At 46.8% G+C, this 14,455-nt stretch carries 12 protein-coding genes; 2 read left to right on the top strand and 10 right to left on the bottom strand.

The features are described 5' to 3' along the window. Positions 1–18 precede the first annotated feature (18 nt). The 10 genes from K0I62_RS00300 to K0I62_RS00255 all read right to left on the bottom strand — a co-directional run bounded on the left by K0I62_RS00300 (position 19) and on the right by K0I62_RS00255 (position 12,122). Entirely contained in the window at positions 19–2,874 is a 2,856-nt protein-coding gene (locus K0I62_RS00300) for a molybdopterin-dependent oxidoreductase (protein ID WP_220069633.1), read from the bottom strand. 17 nt (positions 2,875–2,891) lie between these two features. Further along, the gene (locus K0I62_RS00295; RefSeq protein WP_220069632.1) at positions 2,892–3,089 is read right to left on the bottom strand and encodes a twin-arginine translocation signal domain-containing protein; all 198 of its coding nucleotides are present in this window, start codon (positions 3,087–3,089) and stop codon (positions 2,892–2,894) included. A 475-nt stretch (positions 3,090–3,564) separates the two neighbouring features. Then, positions 3,565–4,572 (bottom strand): formate dehydrogenase subunit gamma, encoded by a 1,008-nt coding sequence (locus tag K0I62_RS00290; RefSeq protein WP_220069631.1) that lies wholly within the window; start codon positions 4,570–4,572, stop codon positions 3,565–3,567. A gap of 50 nt (positions 4,573–4,622) precedes the next feature. After that, entirely contained in the window at positions 4,623–5,213 is a 591-nt protein-coding gene (gene fdh3B / locus K0I62_RS00285) for a formate dehydrogenase FDH3 subunit beta (RefSeq protein WP_220069630.1), read from the bottom strand. Positions 5,214–5,240: 27 nt separating this feature from the next. Beyond that, complete coding sequence (locus K0I62_RS00280; protein ID WP_220071229.1) at positions 5,241–8,090, bottom strand: formate dehydrogenase subunit alpha; 2,850 nt, start codon at positions 8,088–8,090, stop codon at positions 5,241–5,243. Positions 8,091–8,156: 66 nt separating this feature from the next. After that, complete coding sequence (locus K0I62_RS00275; protein WP_220069629.1) at positions 8,157–8,357, bottom strand: twin-arginine translocation signal domain-containing protein; 201 nt, start codon at positions 8,355–8,357, stop codon at positions 8,157–8,159. 174 nt (positions 8,358–8,531) lie between these two features. Continuing rightward, a complete protein-coding gene (locus K0I62_RS00270) occupies positions 8,532–9,197 on the bottom strand; it encodes a TorD/DmsD family molecular chaperone (RefSeq protein ID WP_220069628.1) in 666 nt (221 codons plus the stop codon). Between the two features lie 10 nt (positions 9,198–9,207). Further along, positions 9,208–10,878, bottom strand: a complete 1,671-nt coding sequence (locus K0I62_RS00265) for a 4Fe-4S binding protein (RefSeq protein ID WP_220071228.1) — start codon at positions 10,876–10,878, stop codon at positions 9,208–9,210. Between the two features lie 189 nt (positions 10,879–11,067). Further along, a complete protein-coding gene (locus tag K0I62_RS00260) occupies positions 11,068–11,652 on the bottom strand; it encodes a DUF3306 domain-containing protein (protein ID WP_220069627.1) in 585 nt (194 codons plus the stop codon). Then, positions 11,652–12,122, bottom strand: coding sequence for a DUF3305 domain-containing protein (locus K0I62_RS00255; RefSeq protein WP_220069626.1), 471 nt, complete (start codon positions 12,120–12,122; stop codon positions 11,652–11,654). The genes K0I62_RS00260 and K0I62_RS00255 overlap by 1 nt, the downstream gene beginning before the upstream one ends. Before the next feature lie 299 nt (positions 12,123–12,421). Here K0I62_RS00255 and K0I62_RS00250 point away from each other — a divergent pair, with 299 nt between their 5' ends. Further along, positions 12,422–13,267 (top strand): formate dehydrogenase accessory sulfurtransferase FdhD, encoded by an 846-nt coding sequence (locus K0I62_RS00250; RefSeq protein ID WP_220069625.1) that lies wholly within the window; start codon positions 12,422–12,424, stop codon positions 13,265–13,267. A 14-nt stretch (positions 13,268–13,281) separates the two neighbouring features. Further along, positions 13,282–14,187, top strand: a complete 906-nt coding sequence (locus tag K0I62_RS00245; protein WP_220069624.1) for a substrate-binding domain-containing protein — start codon at positions 13,282–13,284, stop codon at positions 14,185–14,187. The last annotated feature ends 268 nt before the right edge of the window (positions 14,188–14,455 follow it).

The following is a 14,455-nucleotide window of genomic DNA, read 5'->3' as shown; positions in this document are numbered from 1 at the left end:
TGGCAAATCTCCCGATACTTAAGCTTTAGTGATCTGACAAAGCGACGCTTTGGTCTCTTGCATCTGCGTCACAGGGTCATAACCATAGGTCAATGCCGTGTTTGCAGACTCACCAATCACATAAGGCACTGTACCTTCTGGATAGTTATTCTCTAAGCTCTCACCGTGCATAACACCCGCAAAGTGATATGGCATCCAAGTCACGCCTGGTTTCACACGAGGTGTCACCATCGCCTTGATCTTGATGCGGCCGCCTTCAGCGCCTTCCAGCCATACAGTGTCACCGTTGCGAATGCCACGATCTGCCGCATCACCTGGGTTGATCTCAACAAACATCTCTTGTTGTAGCTCAGCCAGCCATGGGTTAGAACGCGATTCTTCACCACCACCTTCGTACTCAACCAGACGGCCAGAAGTCAAACCGAGTGGGTACTTAGCAGCCGTGTCATTCTGCTGGATTGACTTATACAGCGTCGGTAGACGGTGAACTTGCATGTCATCGTATGTTGGGTACTTAGACACAAGATCACGACGTGGTGTATACAGCGGCTCACGGTGTACAGGCACTTGATCAGGGAAAGTCCACACGATACAACGCGCTTTGGCGTTACCAAATGGAATACAACCGTGCTTCATGGCCACACGCTGGATACCACCTGAAAGGTCGGTCTTCCAGTTCTTGCCTTCCGCTTCCGCTTTCTCTTCAGCAGTCAGGTCATCCCACCAGCCAAGTTGCTTAAGCATCTTGTCGGTGAACTCTGGGTAACCGTCTTGGATTTCGCTGCCCTTGGAGAAGCTGCCTTCGGCCAAGATGTTCTTACCTTGGTATTCAACACCATAGCGTGCACGGAAGTTACCACCACCTTGCAATACGTGCTTGCTTGTGTTGTAAAGGATCTGTGTACCAGGGTGTTTCTGCTCAGGCGTTCCCCAACATGGCCAAGGAAGACCGTAGGTTTCACCTTTCGCAGGGCCGCCTTCTGCCTCTAGTGTCTTGTTGCTGAAAGTGCCCCAGTTTTGGGTGTGCAGCTTCAAACGCTCTGGGCTTTGACCAGACATACCAATGGTCCACATACCGCGGTTGATTTCGCGAGTAATATCTTCAATGACCAGCATATCTTTAGCATCTTTGGCGATACGTTTAGTGAACTCTTTATCGAAGCCTAATTTTTGCGACAGACGATACATGATTTCGATATCTGTCTTAGACTCAAACAATGGCTCGATAACTTTTTCACGCCACTGCTGGCTACGACCAGAGTTAGACACAGAACCTTCAGTTTCAAACTGTGTTGCCGCAGGTAATAGATACACACCATCTTTACGGTTATGCATCACACCAGCCATGGTTGGGAATGGATCCACAACAACCACTGTGTCCATCTTATCTAGCGCTTCACGCACATCACGCTGACGCGTTTCTGTGTTGACAGACTGTCCCCAGAAGAACGCCATACGCACACGATCTTTCTGCGCTAATTTTTCTGGTGTTTCCAGTACGCCATCGTGCCAACGAGAACACGGAATACCAGGAGTGTTCATTGGTACACGACCTAGGTATTCGTTTTGGTCGAAGCGACCCTTAACCCAGTTTATGTCGAGCTCCCATACATGACTCCAGTGCGCCCAGGCGCCAGAGCTCAAACCGTAGTAACCAGGAAGGTTATCGAACAGCAGACCTAAGTCAGTTGCACCCTGTACGTTATCGTGACCACGGAAGATGTTAGTACCACCGCCAGATACACCCATGTTACCCAAGGCTAACTGAAGGATACAGTAGGCACGAGTGTTAGCGTTACCGACGTGGTGCTGAGTACCACCCATACACCAAATAACAGTACCTGGACGGTTTTCAGCCATCAGCTTAGCCGCTTGGTAAACTTCTTCTTCGCTACAACCAGTGATGTTAGCCACTTCTTTAGGTGGGAACTTCTTCACTTCTTCACGAATAGATTCCATTTCGAACACGCGCTGCTCGATAAAGGCCTTATCTTCCCAACCATTTTCAAAGATATGCCACAACATACCGTAGATGAATGGAATATCGGTACCTGGACGCAGAGCACAATGCAGATCAGAGTGTGCTGCAGTGCGAGAGTAACGTGGGTCAACAACGATGATCTTAGCGTTGTTCTTCTCTTTCGCGATCAGAATATGCTGCATGGCAACTGGGTGTGCCTCGGCAGGGTTTGAACCGATAAAGAAGATCGCGTTCGCATTCTGAATGTCGTTAAACGAGTTAGTTTGCGCACCGTAACCCCAAGTGTTAGCAACACCAGCTACAGTGGTAGAGTGACAGATACGTGCCGAGTGGTCGACGTTATTGGTGCCCCACATGGCCGCAAACTTACGGTACATGTAGCAGCCTTCGTTAGAAAACTTAGCACTACCCATAAAATAAAGTGAATCTGGACCCGACTCCTGACGAATGCTTTGCATCTTGTCACCGACTTCATTGAAAGCCTGCTCCCAAGACAATTTTTTCCACTTACCGTCAACCAGCTTCATTGGGTACTTAAGACGCTTCTCGCCGTGACCATGTTCACGCAGTGCTGCGCCTTTGGCACAGTGACCACCAGCATTGAATGGGTGATCGAATGCTGGCTCTTGACCAGTCCAAACACCATTTTGTACTTCAGCGTATAGACCACAACCGACCGCACAGGCACTACATACGGTGCGCTTAATCTCAATAGGTGCGTCATGTGGAATATCTTTCGCTTCGGCACGGCGCATCATGCCGGTACCGAGAAGAGAGGCTGCAGCGATGCCACCAGTGGTGATACCTGCGTGCTTCATAAATTGACGACGGCTGATGCCTAAACTTGGCTTACCCGCGGTTGCTGCCTCATTTGTTTTGCGCGTTAACTTCATCGCTCAAATTCTCCTAATTAGCTACGCAAGCTATTGTAATAACTGCGGATATGTGCAGTTTCATGGTAGCCTTCGGTATGTTTTTCTTGAGATTTATTCTCTGTTGCATGAGCAACACTCACACCGCTGGCGGCAATGGCCACACCGGCCGTACCACCAATGGTGAGTGCTTTCAGCAAAGATCTGCGATTCAGATCGGGCTGTTGCTTCTTCATTCTTGCTCCTAGTGGATTTAGAAAAGTTCGATTACTAGGGATGATTCTATTCAAGCGAAGCCCCTAAACATTGGTTATGGCAATGTTATTTACAGGTGGCGATTTGGTAAAATTGCTTTATTTATTAAAAACATCCGATTAATTGCCGCGGCAATATAGGTAAGAAACAGAAAGCGAATATTGATCTAAACAGGGTTGGATAAGTAGAAAAAGTGAATAAATGGCCAAAGCGTTAAGCGTGTCACATTTTATTTGACACACTATGATGGCAAACGCCAAAAAAAGACAAAATCGGGATCCAGTAGATGTAATGAAGTTGTTGTTATTGAAAATAAAAATATTACTTAAAATTTCGTCAAAAGTGATCTAGGTCCACCTCTCTAGCTCAGTTCCCCATAAAAAAACACCCCACCTGATAACCAAGAAGGGTGTTTTTTCGATGCGCTTTTATTCAAGCTTAAGCGGCGACTCAGATCTACTCTTTGTAGGTCAGTGTACCGTTTTCTTTGATCTCATCATACCAAAGGTTATGGTGCTGAATAGCCCAGTTCTCATCACAGTAACCCGACTTCATACACTCCATACCACCTTCACTCAATACTGTCGCCATCCAGATGTGGACGATAGTAAAGGCGATGATGATGATGGCGCTCAGCCCATGGATCAGAAGTGCCGCCATCGACGCTTCACGTGGCAGATCTAGACCTGGCATAACCAACATAATACCCGAGACAGCAATAAAGAGTCCGAATAGTGTTAGTGTCCAGAACCACATCTTCTCACCCGCGTTGGCAAAGCCGCTGTCTGGATGCTTACCCTTGAATGGACCGAAGTTGATGTAACCACCTACAACCAGGAACCACTTAAGGTCATACAATTTAAATGTCTGCATCGGCATCCATTTAACCACACATAAAGCCCAGGCGACGATGAACAGCGGACCCACATAGTCGTGAATGGTCTTGCTGCCATAGATGAGCGATGCCCAAATACCTGTACCGACATAAGGCTGTAATACATGTTTACCCAGCATGATGTTGAGACCAGTAAAGATCAACGCCATGCATGAGATAGCCAGTACCCAGTGAATCCAAAGATCGGCCTTAGTCCAGCGCAGAACCATCTTGCCCGAGAAACCATGGCTTAACTTAGAGGCTCCGTTAACCAGATAGAAGAACAAGAAAGCACCAAAAACACCGACCACGGCCAGTGCCATAACGGGCGTAAGAAATTCATTCTTAATGTTTGTGCCTTCAATAGCCGAAACATTAATCATGACTCCACCCTCAGCACCTTGTGCCGTAGTGTATCCCTTGTCTCCAGACTTCACAGCTCGCCATAGATCGGCATCGCTGGTGTTTGCCATTTGTTGACTGGTTTGCTCATCGACCGCAACCGCCGCCGTACTCAACCCTAAGCCCATCGCCAAGACCAATGGCAATAACAACACAGTGAATAGGCTGCGCAGTGATTTTAATAACATAGTCACTCCTTTACAGACCGTAAGCCCGAGGGCTTACGGTACTATTCACTTTAAACGCCAGTCTTAGGGGTGTAACCCCAGATTGCATTAGGGTTACCACGTGCGGCAATACGCTCACGGTAGATGCTTGAAACGACTTCTGCATCACCAGCCAGCAGTGCCTTAGTCGAACAAAGTTCGGCACACATTGGCAACTTACCTTCGGCAAGGCGGTTAGCACCATACTTCTGACGTTCTGCATCGGAGAAGGTCTCTTCTGGGCCACCGGCACAGAAAGTACACTTATCCATCTTACCGCGGCTACCAAATGCACCCTGTTTAGGGAACTGAGGTGCGCCAAATGGGCAAGCATAGAGGCAGTAACCACAACCGATACAAGTATCTTTGTTGTGTAGCGTTAAACCGTCTTCAGTCTTGTAGAAACAGTTTGCAGGGCAAACGGCTTGGCAAGGGGCATCGGTACAGTGCATACACGCCACTGAGATAGATGCTTCACCTGGCTGACCATCATTGATGGTCACTACGCGGCGACGTTGAATACCCCACTCGAGAGCGGAATCGTTTTCGTTCTTACATGCTGTGACGCAACCGTTACACTCGATGCAGCGTTTGGTGTCACATAGAAATTTCATGACTGCCATAATGGCTTATCTCCTCATCAAGTTCAGTTAGGCTTTGGTGATCTGACACAAGCTAGACTTAGTCTCTTGCATCTGAGTCACGACGTCATAGCCATAGGTCAATACGGTATTGGCTGATTCACCAATGATGTAAGGTACAGTACCTTCTGGGTAGTTCTTCTCTAGGCTCTCGCCTTCGAACATACCTGCGAAGTGGTATGGCATGAAACACTCACCGTTAATAACCCGTGGTGTTACCATAGCCTGAACCTTAATTTTGGCGCCTTCTGGGCTATGAACCCATACTTCATCACCATCACGAAGACCACGATCCGCTGCATCACCAGGACTGATTTCGATAAACATCTCTTGCTGAAGTTCAGCTAACCAAGGATTAGAACGCGTCTCTTCACCACCACCTTCATATTCAACCAAACGCCCCGAGGTCAATGCCAGTGGGAAGTCTTTGGCGAAGTCTTGATCCTGAATTGACTTATACAGGGTTGGAAGACGTGCAACCATACGGTCATCATAAGTTGGGTACTTAGATACCAAGTCACGACGAGGCGTATAAAGTGGCTCGCGGTGCACAGGGATATCATCTGGGAAGTTCCAAACAATACAACGTGCCTTAGCGTTACCAAATGGAATACAACCGTGCTTGATAGCAACACGCTGGATACCACCAGAGATATCAGTCTTCCAGTTTTTACCTTCAGCAGCCACTTTCTCTTCAGCGGTTAGCTCGTCCCACCAACCAAGTTGCTTAAGCATCTTATCGGTAAACTCTGGATAACCATCTTTGATCTCACTGCCCTTAGAGTAAGAGCCTTCGGCCAAAATGTTGTTACCATCGTGCTCAACACCGTAACGTGCACGGAAGTTACCACCACCAAAGCGGACTTCACGGTCTGTACGGTAAAGGATCTGAGTACCTGGATGCTTCATCTCTGGTGTACCCCAACATGGCCAAGGTAGACCATAGGTTTCGCCTTTAGCTGGACCACCTGGCGCTTCCAGAGTCTTGATATCGAAAGTGCCCCAGTTTTCTTGGTGCATCTTGAGACGTTCAGGGCTCTGACCTGTGTAACCAATGGTCCACATCCCCTTGTTGAACTCACGAGTAATATCTTCGATCAACGGCTCATCACCGTTCACCTTGATATGCTTACAGAACTCTTTCTCTATACCCCACTTCTTCGCCAACTTGTACATGATGACGTGATCAGGCTTAGACTCAAACAGAGGCTCGATAACCTGTGAACGCCACTGCAGTGAGCGGTTAGAAGCAGATACTGAGCCATAGGTCTCAAACTGAGTCGATGCAGGTAACAGATAAACACCGTCTGTACGAGTGTGCATAACACCCGCCATCGTTGGGAATGGATCCACAACAACCACAGTGTCCATCTTATTCAATGCTTCACGCACTTCACGACCACGGGTTTCGGTGTTAACAGACTGGCCCCAGAAGAAAGACATACGAATATTATCTTTCTGAGCAATCTTAGTTTTATCTTCGAGTACACCATCATGCCAACGTGAACATGGGATACCGGTCGATGTCATTGGATCTTGGCCAAGATGTTGTTCCTGGTCGAAACGAGCTTTCACCCATTCATAATCCAAGTCCCAAACATTACACCAGTGCTTCCAAGCACCTGTCTTCAAGCCATAGTAACCAGGCAAGTTATCGAACAGTAGACCAAAGTCCGTTGCACCCTGTACGTTATCATGACCACGGAAGATGTTAGTACCACCACCAGACACACCCATATTACCTAGGGCTAGCTGCAGGATACAGTATGCACGGGTATTGGCATTACCAATATGATGCTGAGTACCACCCATACACCAAACAACAGTGCCAGGCTTAGTTTCAGCAAGCAGTTTAGCTACGCGATACATCTGCTCTTTTGGCACACCGACTACGTTTTCAACTTCATCAGGTGTCCACTTAGCTGCCGCTTCGCGGATGCGCTCCATACCATAAACACGCTGGTCGATGAAGGTTTGGTCTTCCCACTTGTTTTCGAAGATATGCCACAGCAGACCATAGATATAAGGAATATCGGTACCTGGGCGAATATGCACGAACTCGTCAGCTTTGGCTGCAGTTCGGGTGAAACGAGGGTCGACAACGATAATTTTCGCCCCGCGCTCTTTACCTTCCAAGATATGCTGCATTGAAACAGGATGTGCTTCTGATGGGTTAGACCCAATGAACATCATCGCTTTTGCATTACGAATATCGTTGAAAGAGTTGGTTTGCGCACCATAGCCCCAAGTGTTTGCAACACCGGCTACAGTGGTAGAGTGACAAATACGCGCTGAGTGGTCGACGTTATTGGTGCCCCACATCGCTGCGAATTTACGGTACATGTAAGCTTGCTCATTAGAGAACTTAGCACTGCCCATAAAGAATACAGAGTCTGGACCAGATTCAGCACGAATATCGAGTGCCTTTTGGCCAACTTCTTCAATGGCTTGTTCCCAAGAGAGACGCTTCCACTTACCGCCTTCCAGTTTCATTGGATACTTAAGACGCTTCTCACCATGACCATGTTCACGCAATGCAGCACCTTTTGCACAGTGACCACCAGCGTTAAATGGATGATCGAAGGCAGGCTCTTGACCTGTCCATACACCATTTTGAACTTCAGCATAGATACCACAGCCCACTGAACAATGAGAACAGATAGTACGTTTTACTTCAGTTGGCGCATCATGAGGAACTTCTTTTGCTTCGGCTTTGCGCATCATTCCAGCGCCAAGCATTGAGGCCGCGGCAATACCACCAGTTGCAAGACCTGCAGACTGAAGGAACTGACGACGGTTTAGACCTAGGGCTGGCTTTTTAGCACCTTCTGCCTGGTCTGTTTTGCGGGTTAATCGCATCACACACTCTCCTAATGTTATTGAATTACTGCGTAATTACCGTTTCGTAAACTAGCTAGTAGCCACTTACTTAGTACGTAACGACGCGTAATAACTACGAATATGATCTGTTTCGTGATAACCATCGCCGTGGGTTGACTCTGGAGTAGATGCTGGTGCCGCGGCCATCGCTTGACCACTGACTGTCGCAACTGCACCAGCAGCACTACCAACAGCTAACGCTTTTAGTAGTTGACGACGACCCATATCGGAAGCTTGCTTCTTCATAGTGTCTCCTAATGTTGTCTCAATTTGAGTCGTAACCTTTATCATCACAGTTAAGTCAAACTCAGTTTTGCTTAACCTTGTAAAAGCTACGATCCTGCTTGTGTTGAGGGTAACCCCTCATTTTCGCTATGCCAGTTCATATCAACGAACTGGCATAAAGGGTAAACCATCAACTTATGATGCTAACTCATTGGTTGACGGTTCAATCTTCACCGCTTCACTACCTGGGCAGTTCACCGGAATATTTAAACTTAATTGTTCAAACTCGTTAGCCTCGATAACAAAGAATGACTTTGCTAACTGAGCTACCGTCGCATAAAACGCAGCGCTTGGCGTACGCGCTAGATGATCGCAAAAACGCTCTATCCAGCTACCAATATGACGCTGATAAAATGCTAATTGGCGATAGCCAGGTGCTTCTAAAATCAAAGTGCCCATGACTTCGCAAAGCGCAGCAACATGATCTTCAGGCTCTTTGACATCGTCACTGCGCTCAAAGCCCAACTGCATTAAATCTTGACGTAGCAACGCAAGTGGCTTATCCATCAATGAGCCTGTCATAAACCAGCTGCCATAGGGCAAAATCTCACCACTGCCAACACCGAGGAAAATATTGAAATACTCCTCTTCTAGTTGTTCGGTCGTAAATTGCTCCGCAGCAAGTTTCAACCCAGACCAAGCTTTAGTCATGTCGCTGTCGTCATCGACATCGATTTCAAGGGTCGAAAGAAACTGCAATAGCTCGGCACTAGGCTGATGACGTAGTAGCGCCGCCAAAAGCTGGTAGATATCGGCTCTTAACTGATCGTTTTCTGATACTTCTCTTACTAATTCGGTCATGGCTAAACTCTTATCGCAATTGCTTTTCAGGATCTTGAAGGATGTCTTCAAACATGTCTTTTACCCGGCAGTCACTACACATCTTTAATCGTTCTGTGTTAGCGCTAAAGGCACTATGGCCTCCGACTACTTCCAGCATCCGTTGCACCATGGATTGGGTAGCAAAAGGGGTTCCACATCGAATACATTCAAATGGTTCCTCCTCGTTCAAGGTTTGACGCTCCTGACGTGCAGCAGCATCGAAATTCATTTGAGGTGTAAGGCTAATAACCTTCTCTGGACAGGCTGACTCACACAATCCACATTGCACACAATCTTGCTCAACAAAATGCAACGCAGGTTTGTCACCACCATCTGTCAACGCTTGCGTAGGACAGGTAGAAACACAAGATAGACAAAGGGTGCAGTTATCTTTATTAACGCTCACTTTACCGAAAGGTATATTGCTCTTACTTAAGCAAGAATCGGTAGAGGCCGCTTGGCTATTTAGGTGATCAATTGCCGCATACAAAGTTTTACGCTTAGTCGTTGCTGCAAACTCACCTGGTACTATCACAGGCCAGCTTGCGCTGACTTCAATTAACCTAGTCAGTTCACCCAGTTGATCTTGATTAAGTACGCTCACACGACGAGGCTGGCCCATCTCGTCGAAAATATCGTTAGCCAGCGATTGCTCACCGTTGAGCATCTGTGTCAGTGTCGGCGCTGTAGCATCGGTATTCAGGACGATTATCTGTCTTGCTCCCCAAGCCAAAGCCGACATCCAATGGTCCATACTCGCCACAGTGATCTCTTCAAGCTCTACTGGAATAATAGCCCCAGGTAAATCGTCATCAACTAAGCTGGCACCATTCGCGGCATCGTGAAACAGGATGACAGGCGCTATCAGGGCTTGATCACGAAAACGACTAACGATCTTGTGTAGATAGGAATGCAACGCCTGTGGTGTCGGTAGGTCATAACTAATGGCGCCTGTGGGGCAAGCATTAGTACAACTTCCTGCGCCATGACAAAGATAGGGATCGATCTCTATCTTCTTGTTAACACTTGAAATAGCATCTGCCGGACAAAAATTCAGGCAGCGATTACAACCATCGATACCGTTACGGTTATGAGCACAAATCTCACTATTCACTTTGACATAGCGCGGTTTATCAAACTCACCAATAAGATCGGGAAGTTGCGCAATAGCATCAGCGAGCTTAGCTTCATCTTGACCCACATAAAAATAGCCTGGTGGTAACATCTCAAGATTAATACAAGGAGATTGACTCAGATCGAGGATAAGATCGAAGTGCGCTTTGCGAATCGCCACTAAGCTTAGATCCGCAGAGCCGCTGTCATGTTCAACTTTGACTTGGAATTGACCAAGAAAGCCTTTAATTTCAATTAGCTTATTATAGTAACTCTCAACGCCTTCAGCGGCGGCCATCACCTTCTCAAGGTGGGCTTCATCTTGGCTAGTGATGGACTCATTTGCAAGAATGGCACGCTGGCCCATATTGGACAATTTGCCCGCAGCTAAGCGAGCCAAATCCTCGGGGCCAATGACTAACACATTGCCCTCGGTGGTATAGCTTACCGTTGGTGGGATCAGATTTTGAAGAATTTGTGTCTGCCCCAATACTTGCTGACGAACCTGCTTTAGGTCGGTCAGGTTCTCACTACTCTTTAAATGCATGCTCACATTGCGTTCCTGAACAGTTTTGGTTACTGATGTCAGCTAGGTGGCTGTCTTGCTCTTTGGCCTGCGCTTCAATTGCGCCAGCTTCACCTTATATATCAACAACAAAAACATTGTCGCTAATACGCCTCTAACACAGCAATTCACGTACCAAAATTATGGATTTAAAAACACTCTAAACTGACCTTAAGCAACAGGTGGTTTAGGTGCAACTTGTACTTCTTGTTCATTTTGGGGCAACTCACTGCCTGTGGCGTCCAAAATGTCCGAACCAGATTCATCCGCTATATTTTCAATGTCTTGTTCAACCGAAACCGTCATCTCTTCAATTTCTGGCTGAGCTTGCTCATCATCTTTAACTAAATGACGGAAAACCTTTTTTGCTAATTCAGCTGAAACTTCTGCTGATAACTTAGGCTGATTAGTGTAATCAAGCGCGTATTCGAGCAAACCGTCGATCTCGCTATAATGAGGCTGCTTCCATAAGGCTCTCAACGCTGCGTTTTTGGCATCAGGATCAACATTTTCAGCCATAAAACTAGCAAAACTGCCACCCACCTCAATCTTCTCTGGATCAGGCAGGTCCTCTGCCGTTAATACTTTCTCTTCGGTAGGCTCGGCAGCGCTAACCTCATTGGCTCGATCCGTGGTAGGAGCCGAGGCTTCAACTTGGCTCTCTTGCTCGCTCAGTTGCTCAGCTTGCTCTTCTTGTTGAACTTTCTGACGACGCAGATTCCAACGAGCAAGTAATCCACTAGGTTGTTCACTCATTATGAAACTAGCCCCCGGTTTGGATTGGTGCTTGGCCCCTCGTTTTTGCGGCGATTCACATGCTTACGTCTGTGAGCGCAGATCTCAACCTCGCCATGGCGAGTGATAAACGCTTCAATCCAACACGCAATAGCTTCGGGCATCGCAAAGTTAAGCACAGGAGTATCTCCTTCAAGACAGCCTGCAGCCACATTTTGATCTGCTGAAATCATAGTTGGTATCCAAGTACCATCTTCGAGCTCATCACAAACCACATAAAGCATGGCATTATCCATATCGAGGTTAATTCGATAGCTAGCACGCTCATCTTTATGTAACTCTAATGCGACCAATTTTGCGCCGTCAGGAGCATCTAATGATGCAGGAAGAACTTGGTCTAACTCCCAACTTTCAGCTGTCCAGCGCCCAACCTGTTTTTCCACTTTCTTCAGTGAAACATACATAGGCCATTGACTTTCGGTGCGTTGCATTGCGTCTCCGTTTACTTATAAGGAGCTTAGCCTTCAATACTCACGACCAAGCTACGGGTTAGCGATATATAGGTGGATAAGCAAAAAACATGCCAAAATATTAGCCGTAATTGTTTGAACTAGATCATCAAATCCTGTTCAAGAGTAGGACAATTTGTCCTAAATGCCATTTTAGACGGGACATAAAAGGGCGTTTTGTCACAGAGAATTTAACTAGATCACGCATTTCGACACCAATTCATCACCTAGGAATGAATATTGCTATGCTGCATTTAGCCCATTGCGAAAAGATGACATTCATGACAGTTAGCAAACAACCAAGATTCTTAAAAACTCAAGCAGATGCACCACTCACTATTGCAGTAAAGGCGATTAATGAACAAGGAGAGCTTGTCGATAAACATATCGCCTGCGAACGACCTCTCACCGTCTATCTTAATTGGCGACCCATCGTGACGTTAATGACATTAGGCGCTAGACCAGAAGCGCTAGCGCTTGGTTATTTGAAAAACCAAGGGTTCATTTCAGAGGTGAACCTGCTTGAATCGGTGATCGTCGATTGGGACATTAATTCCGCAGCGGTTATCACAAAGGAAGCAACAGAGCATTTAGACGAAAAGCTCGCCGAAAAAACCGTAACAACGGGATGCGGACAAGGCACTGTTTACGGCGGTTTTATGGATGGCCTAGACGATATAATGCTGCCGAAACCACTGCTGAAACAAAGCATGATTTATAGCCTACTAAATAATATTAGTGCCTATAACGAGACCTACAAAAATGCTGGCGCTGTTCACGGCTGCGGATTATGCGAAGGCGATCAGATCAAAGGTTTTGTCGAAGATGTCGGTCGCCACAATGCCGTTGATACACTGGCAGGCGAAATGTGGCTCAAGCAGGAAATGGGTGACAACAAACTATTTTATACTACAGGTCGATTGACCTCAGAGATGGTCATTAAAGTTGCCAAAATGGGCATCCCGGTGTTGTTATCTCGTAGCGGTGCAACCCAAATGGGCCTAGAACTGGCTCAAAAGTTAGGTATCACTATGATCGCTCGAGCCAAGGGACGCCATTTTCTTATTTATAACGGCGCCGAAAATGTAGAGTTTGACGCAACTCCACCCAAACGTAACATCAGTTAATTAAAGGAATATTGATGACCGAGCCAAGTGAACTCATCTACATGAGTGCCAAGCAGGTGGCTGAATATTTAGACCTTAATGAAAAGAAGGTCTATGCCATGGCAAATGATCGAATATTGCCAGCAACTAAAGTTACTGGGAAATGGCTGTTCCCAAAAATTCTTATCGACCGCTGGGTTATGGATTCTTGTCATAGCGGCATGTTATCGGATCGTATGCATATTACTGGCAGTGATGATCCCCTACTATCCATGTTGGTTGCCCGTTTGATGTCACGTATTGGAAAGAGCGACCTCGTTAGCTACAGTTCAACGGGATCACGTATGGGACTGGATCTGTTATCCCGTGGATATGCCGATGTATGCACCCTACATTGGGGCAATGTTGAAGAACGTAATATTCGCCATCCAGCCCTACTTAAAGGTTACCCAAACCACCAACAGTGGGTCATGGTTCACGGCTATACTCGTCAGCAAGGGCTAATGATGCGCAGCGAAATGCACCATAGATGCCAAGAAGAAGATAAAGTCATTGGGTTACCATGGCGCTGGGTCGGCAGGCAATCGGGTGCTGGTAGCCAACAACATTTAGAGCATTGGCTTATGAAAAAGGGCGCTTCGCTTGAACAGCTAAATGTGTCGATAACCGCCTATAGCGAACGAGAGCTAGCTGGGTTTATCGCCCGAGATGAAGCTGATATCGGCTTTGGTTGCCAATCGGTCGCGATGGAAAGTGGCTTAAGCTTTGTGCCATTGGTCACTGAGTCGTTCGATTTTGTTATGCCTCAAGGTATCTATTTCCGCCGCCAGCTACAGGCATTATTTGATATGTTAGGCAGCACTCAAACACGACAACTGGCCGCTCAACTTGGGGGTTACGATTTGAGTCAATGTGGCCAGATGTTATGGACGGCCCACTAGAACAGACTAGACTTATACCATCGCTTTTGCGCTGATGTTTTTAGCTACTTAGCAAAGTCGAAACGAAGACGTTTCTTTACTCTGTAAAAGTCACCGTTAATAGAGCCATGATGCATTTAATTGAAATCACATCGATAAATATGAGCACAAAAGTGCAGCTAGCCTTAATGAAACGACAATATGTGGTGTGATCTCTCACGAAACAATAGCGCAATAGGGTAGTATGTCCTCAGTACGAGTGTTTATGCAACGGCATGAAAGGAGATAA

The sequence above is a fragment of the Shewanella psychrotolerans genome, from assembly GCF_019457595.1.
Classification (GTDB): Bacteria; Pseudomonadota; Gammaproteobacteria; order Enterobacterales; family Shewanellaceae; genus Shewanella; species Shewanella psychrotolerans.
This window is presented reverse-complemented; position numbering and strand designations above follow the sequence as displayed.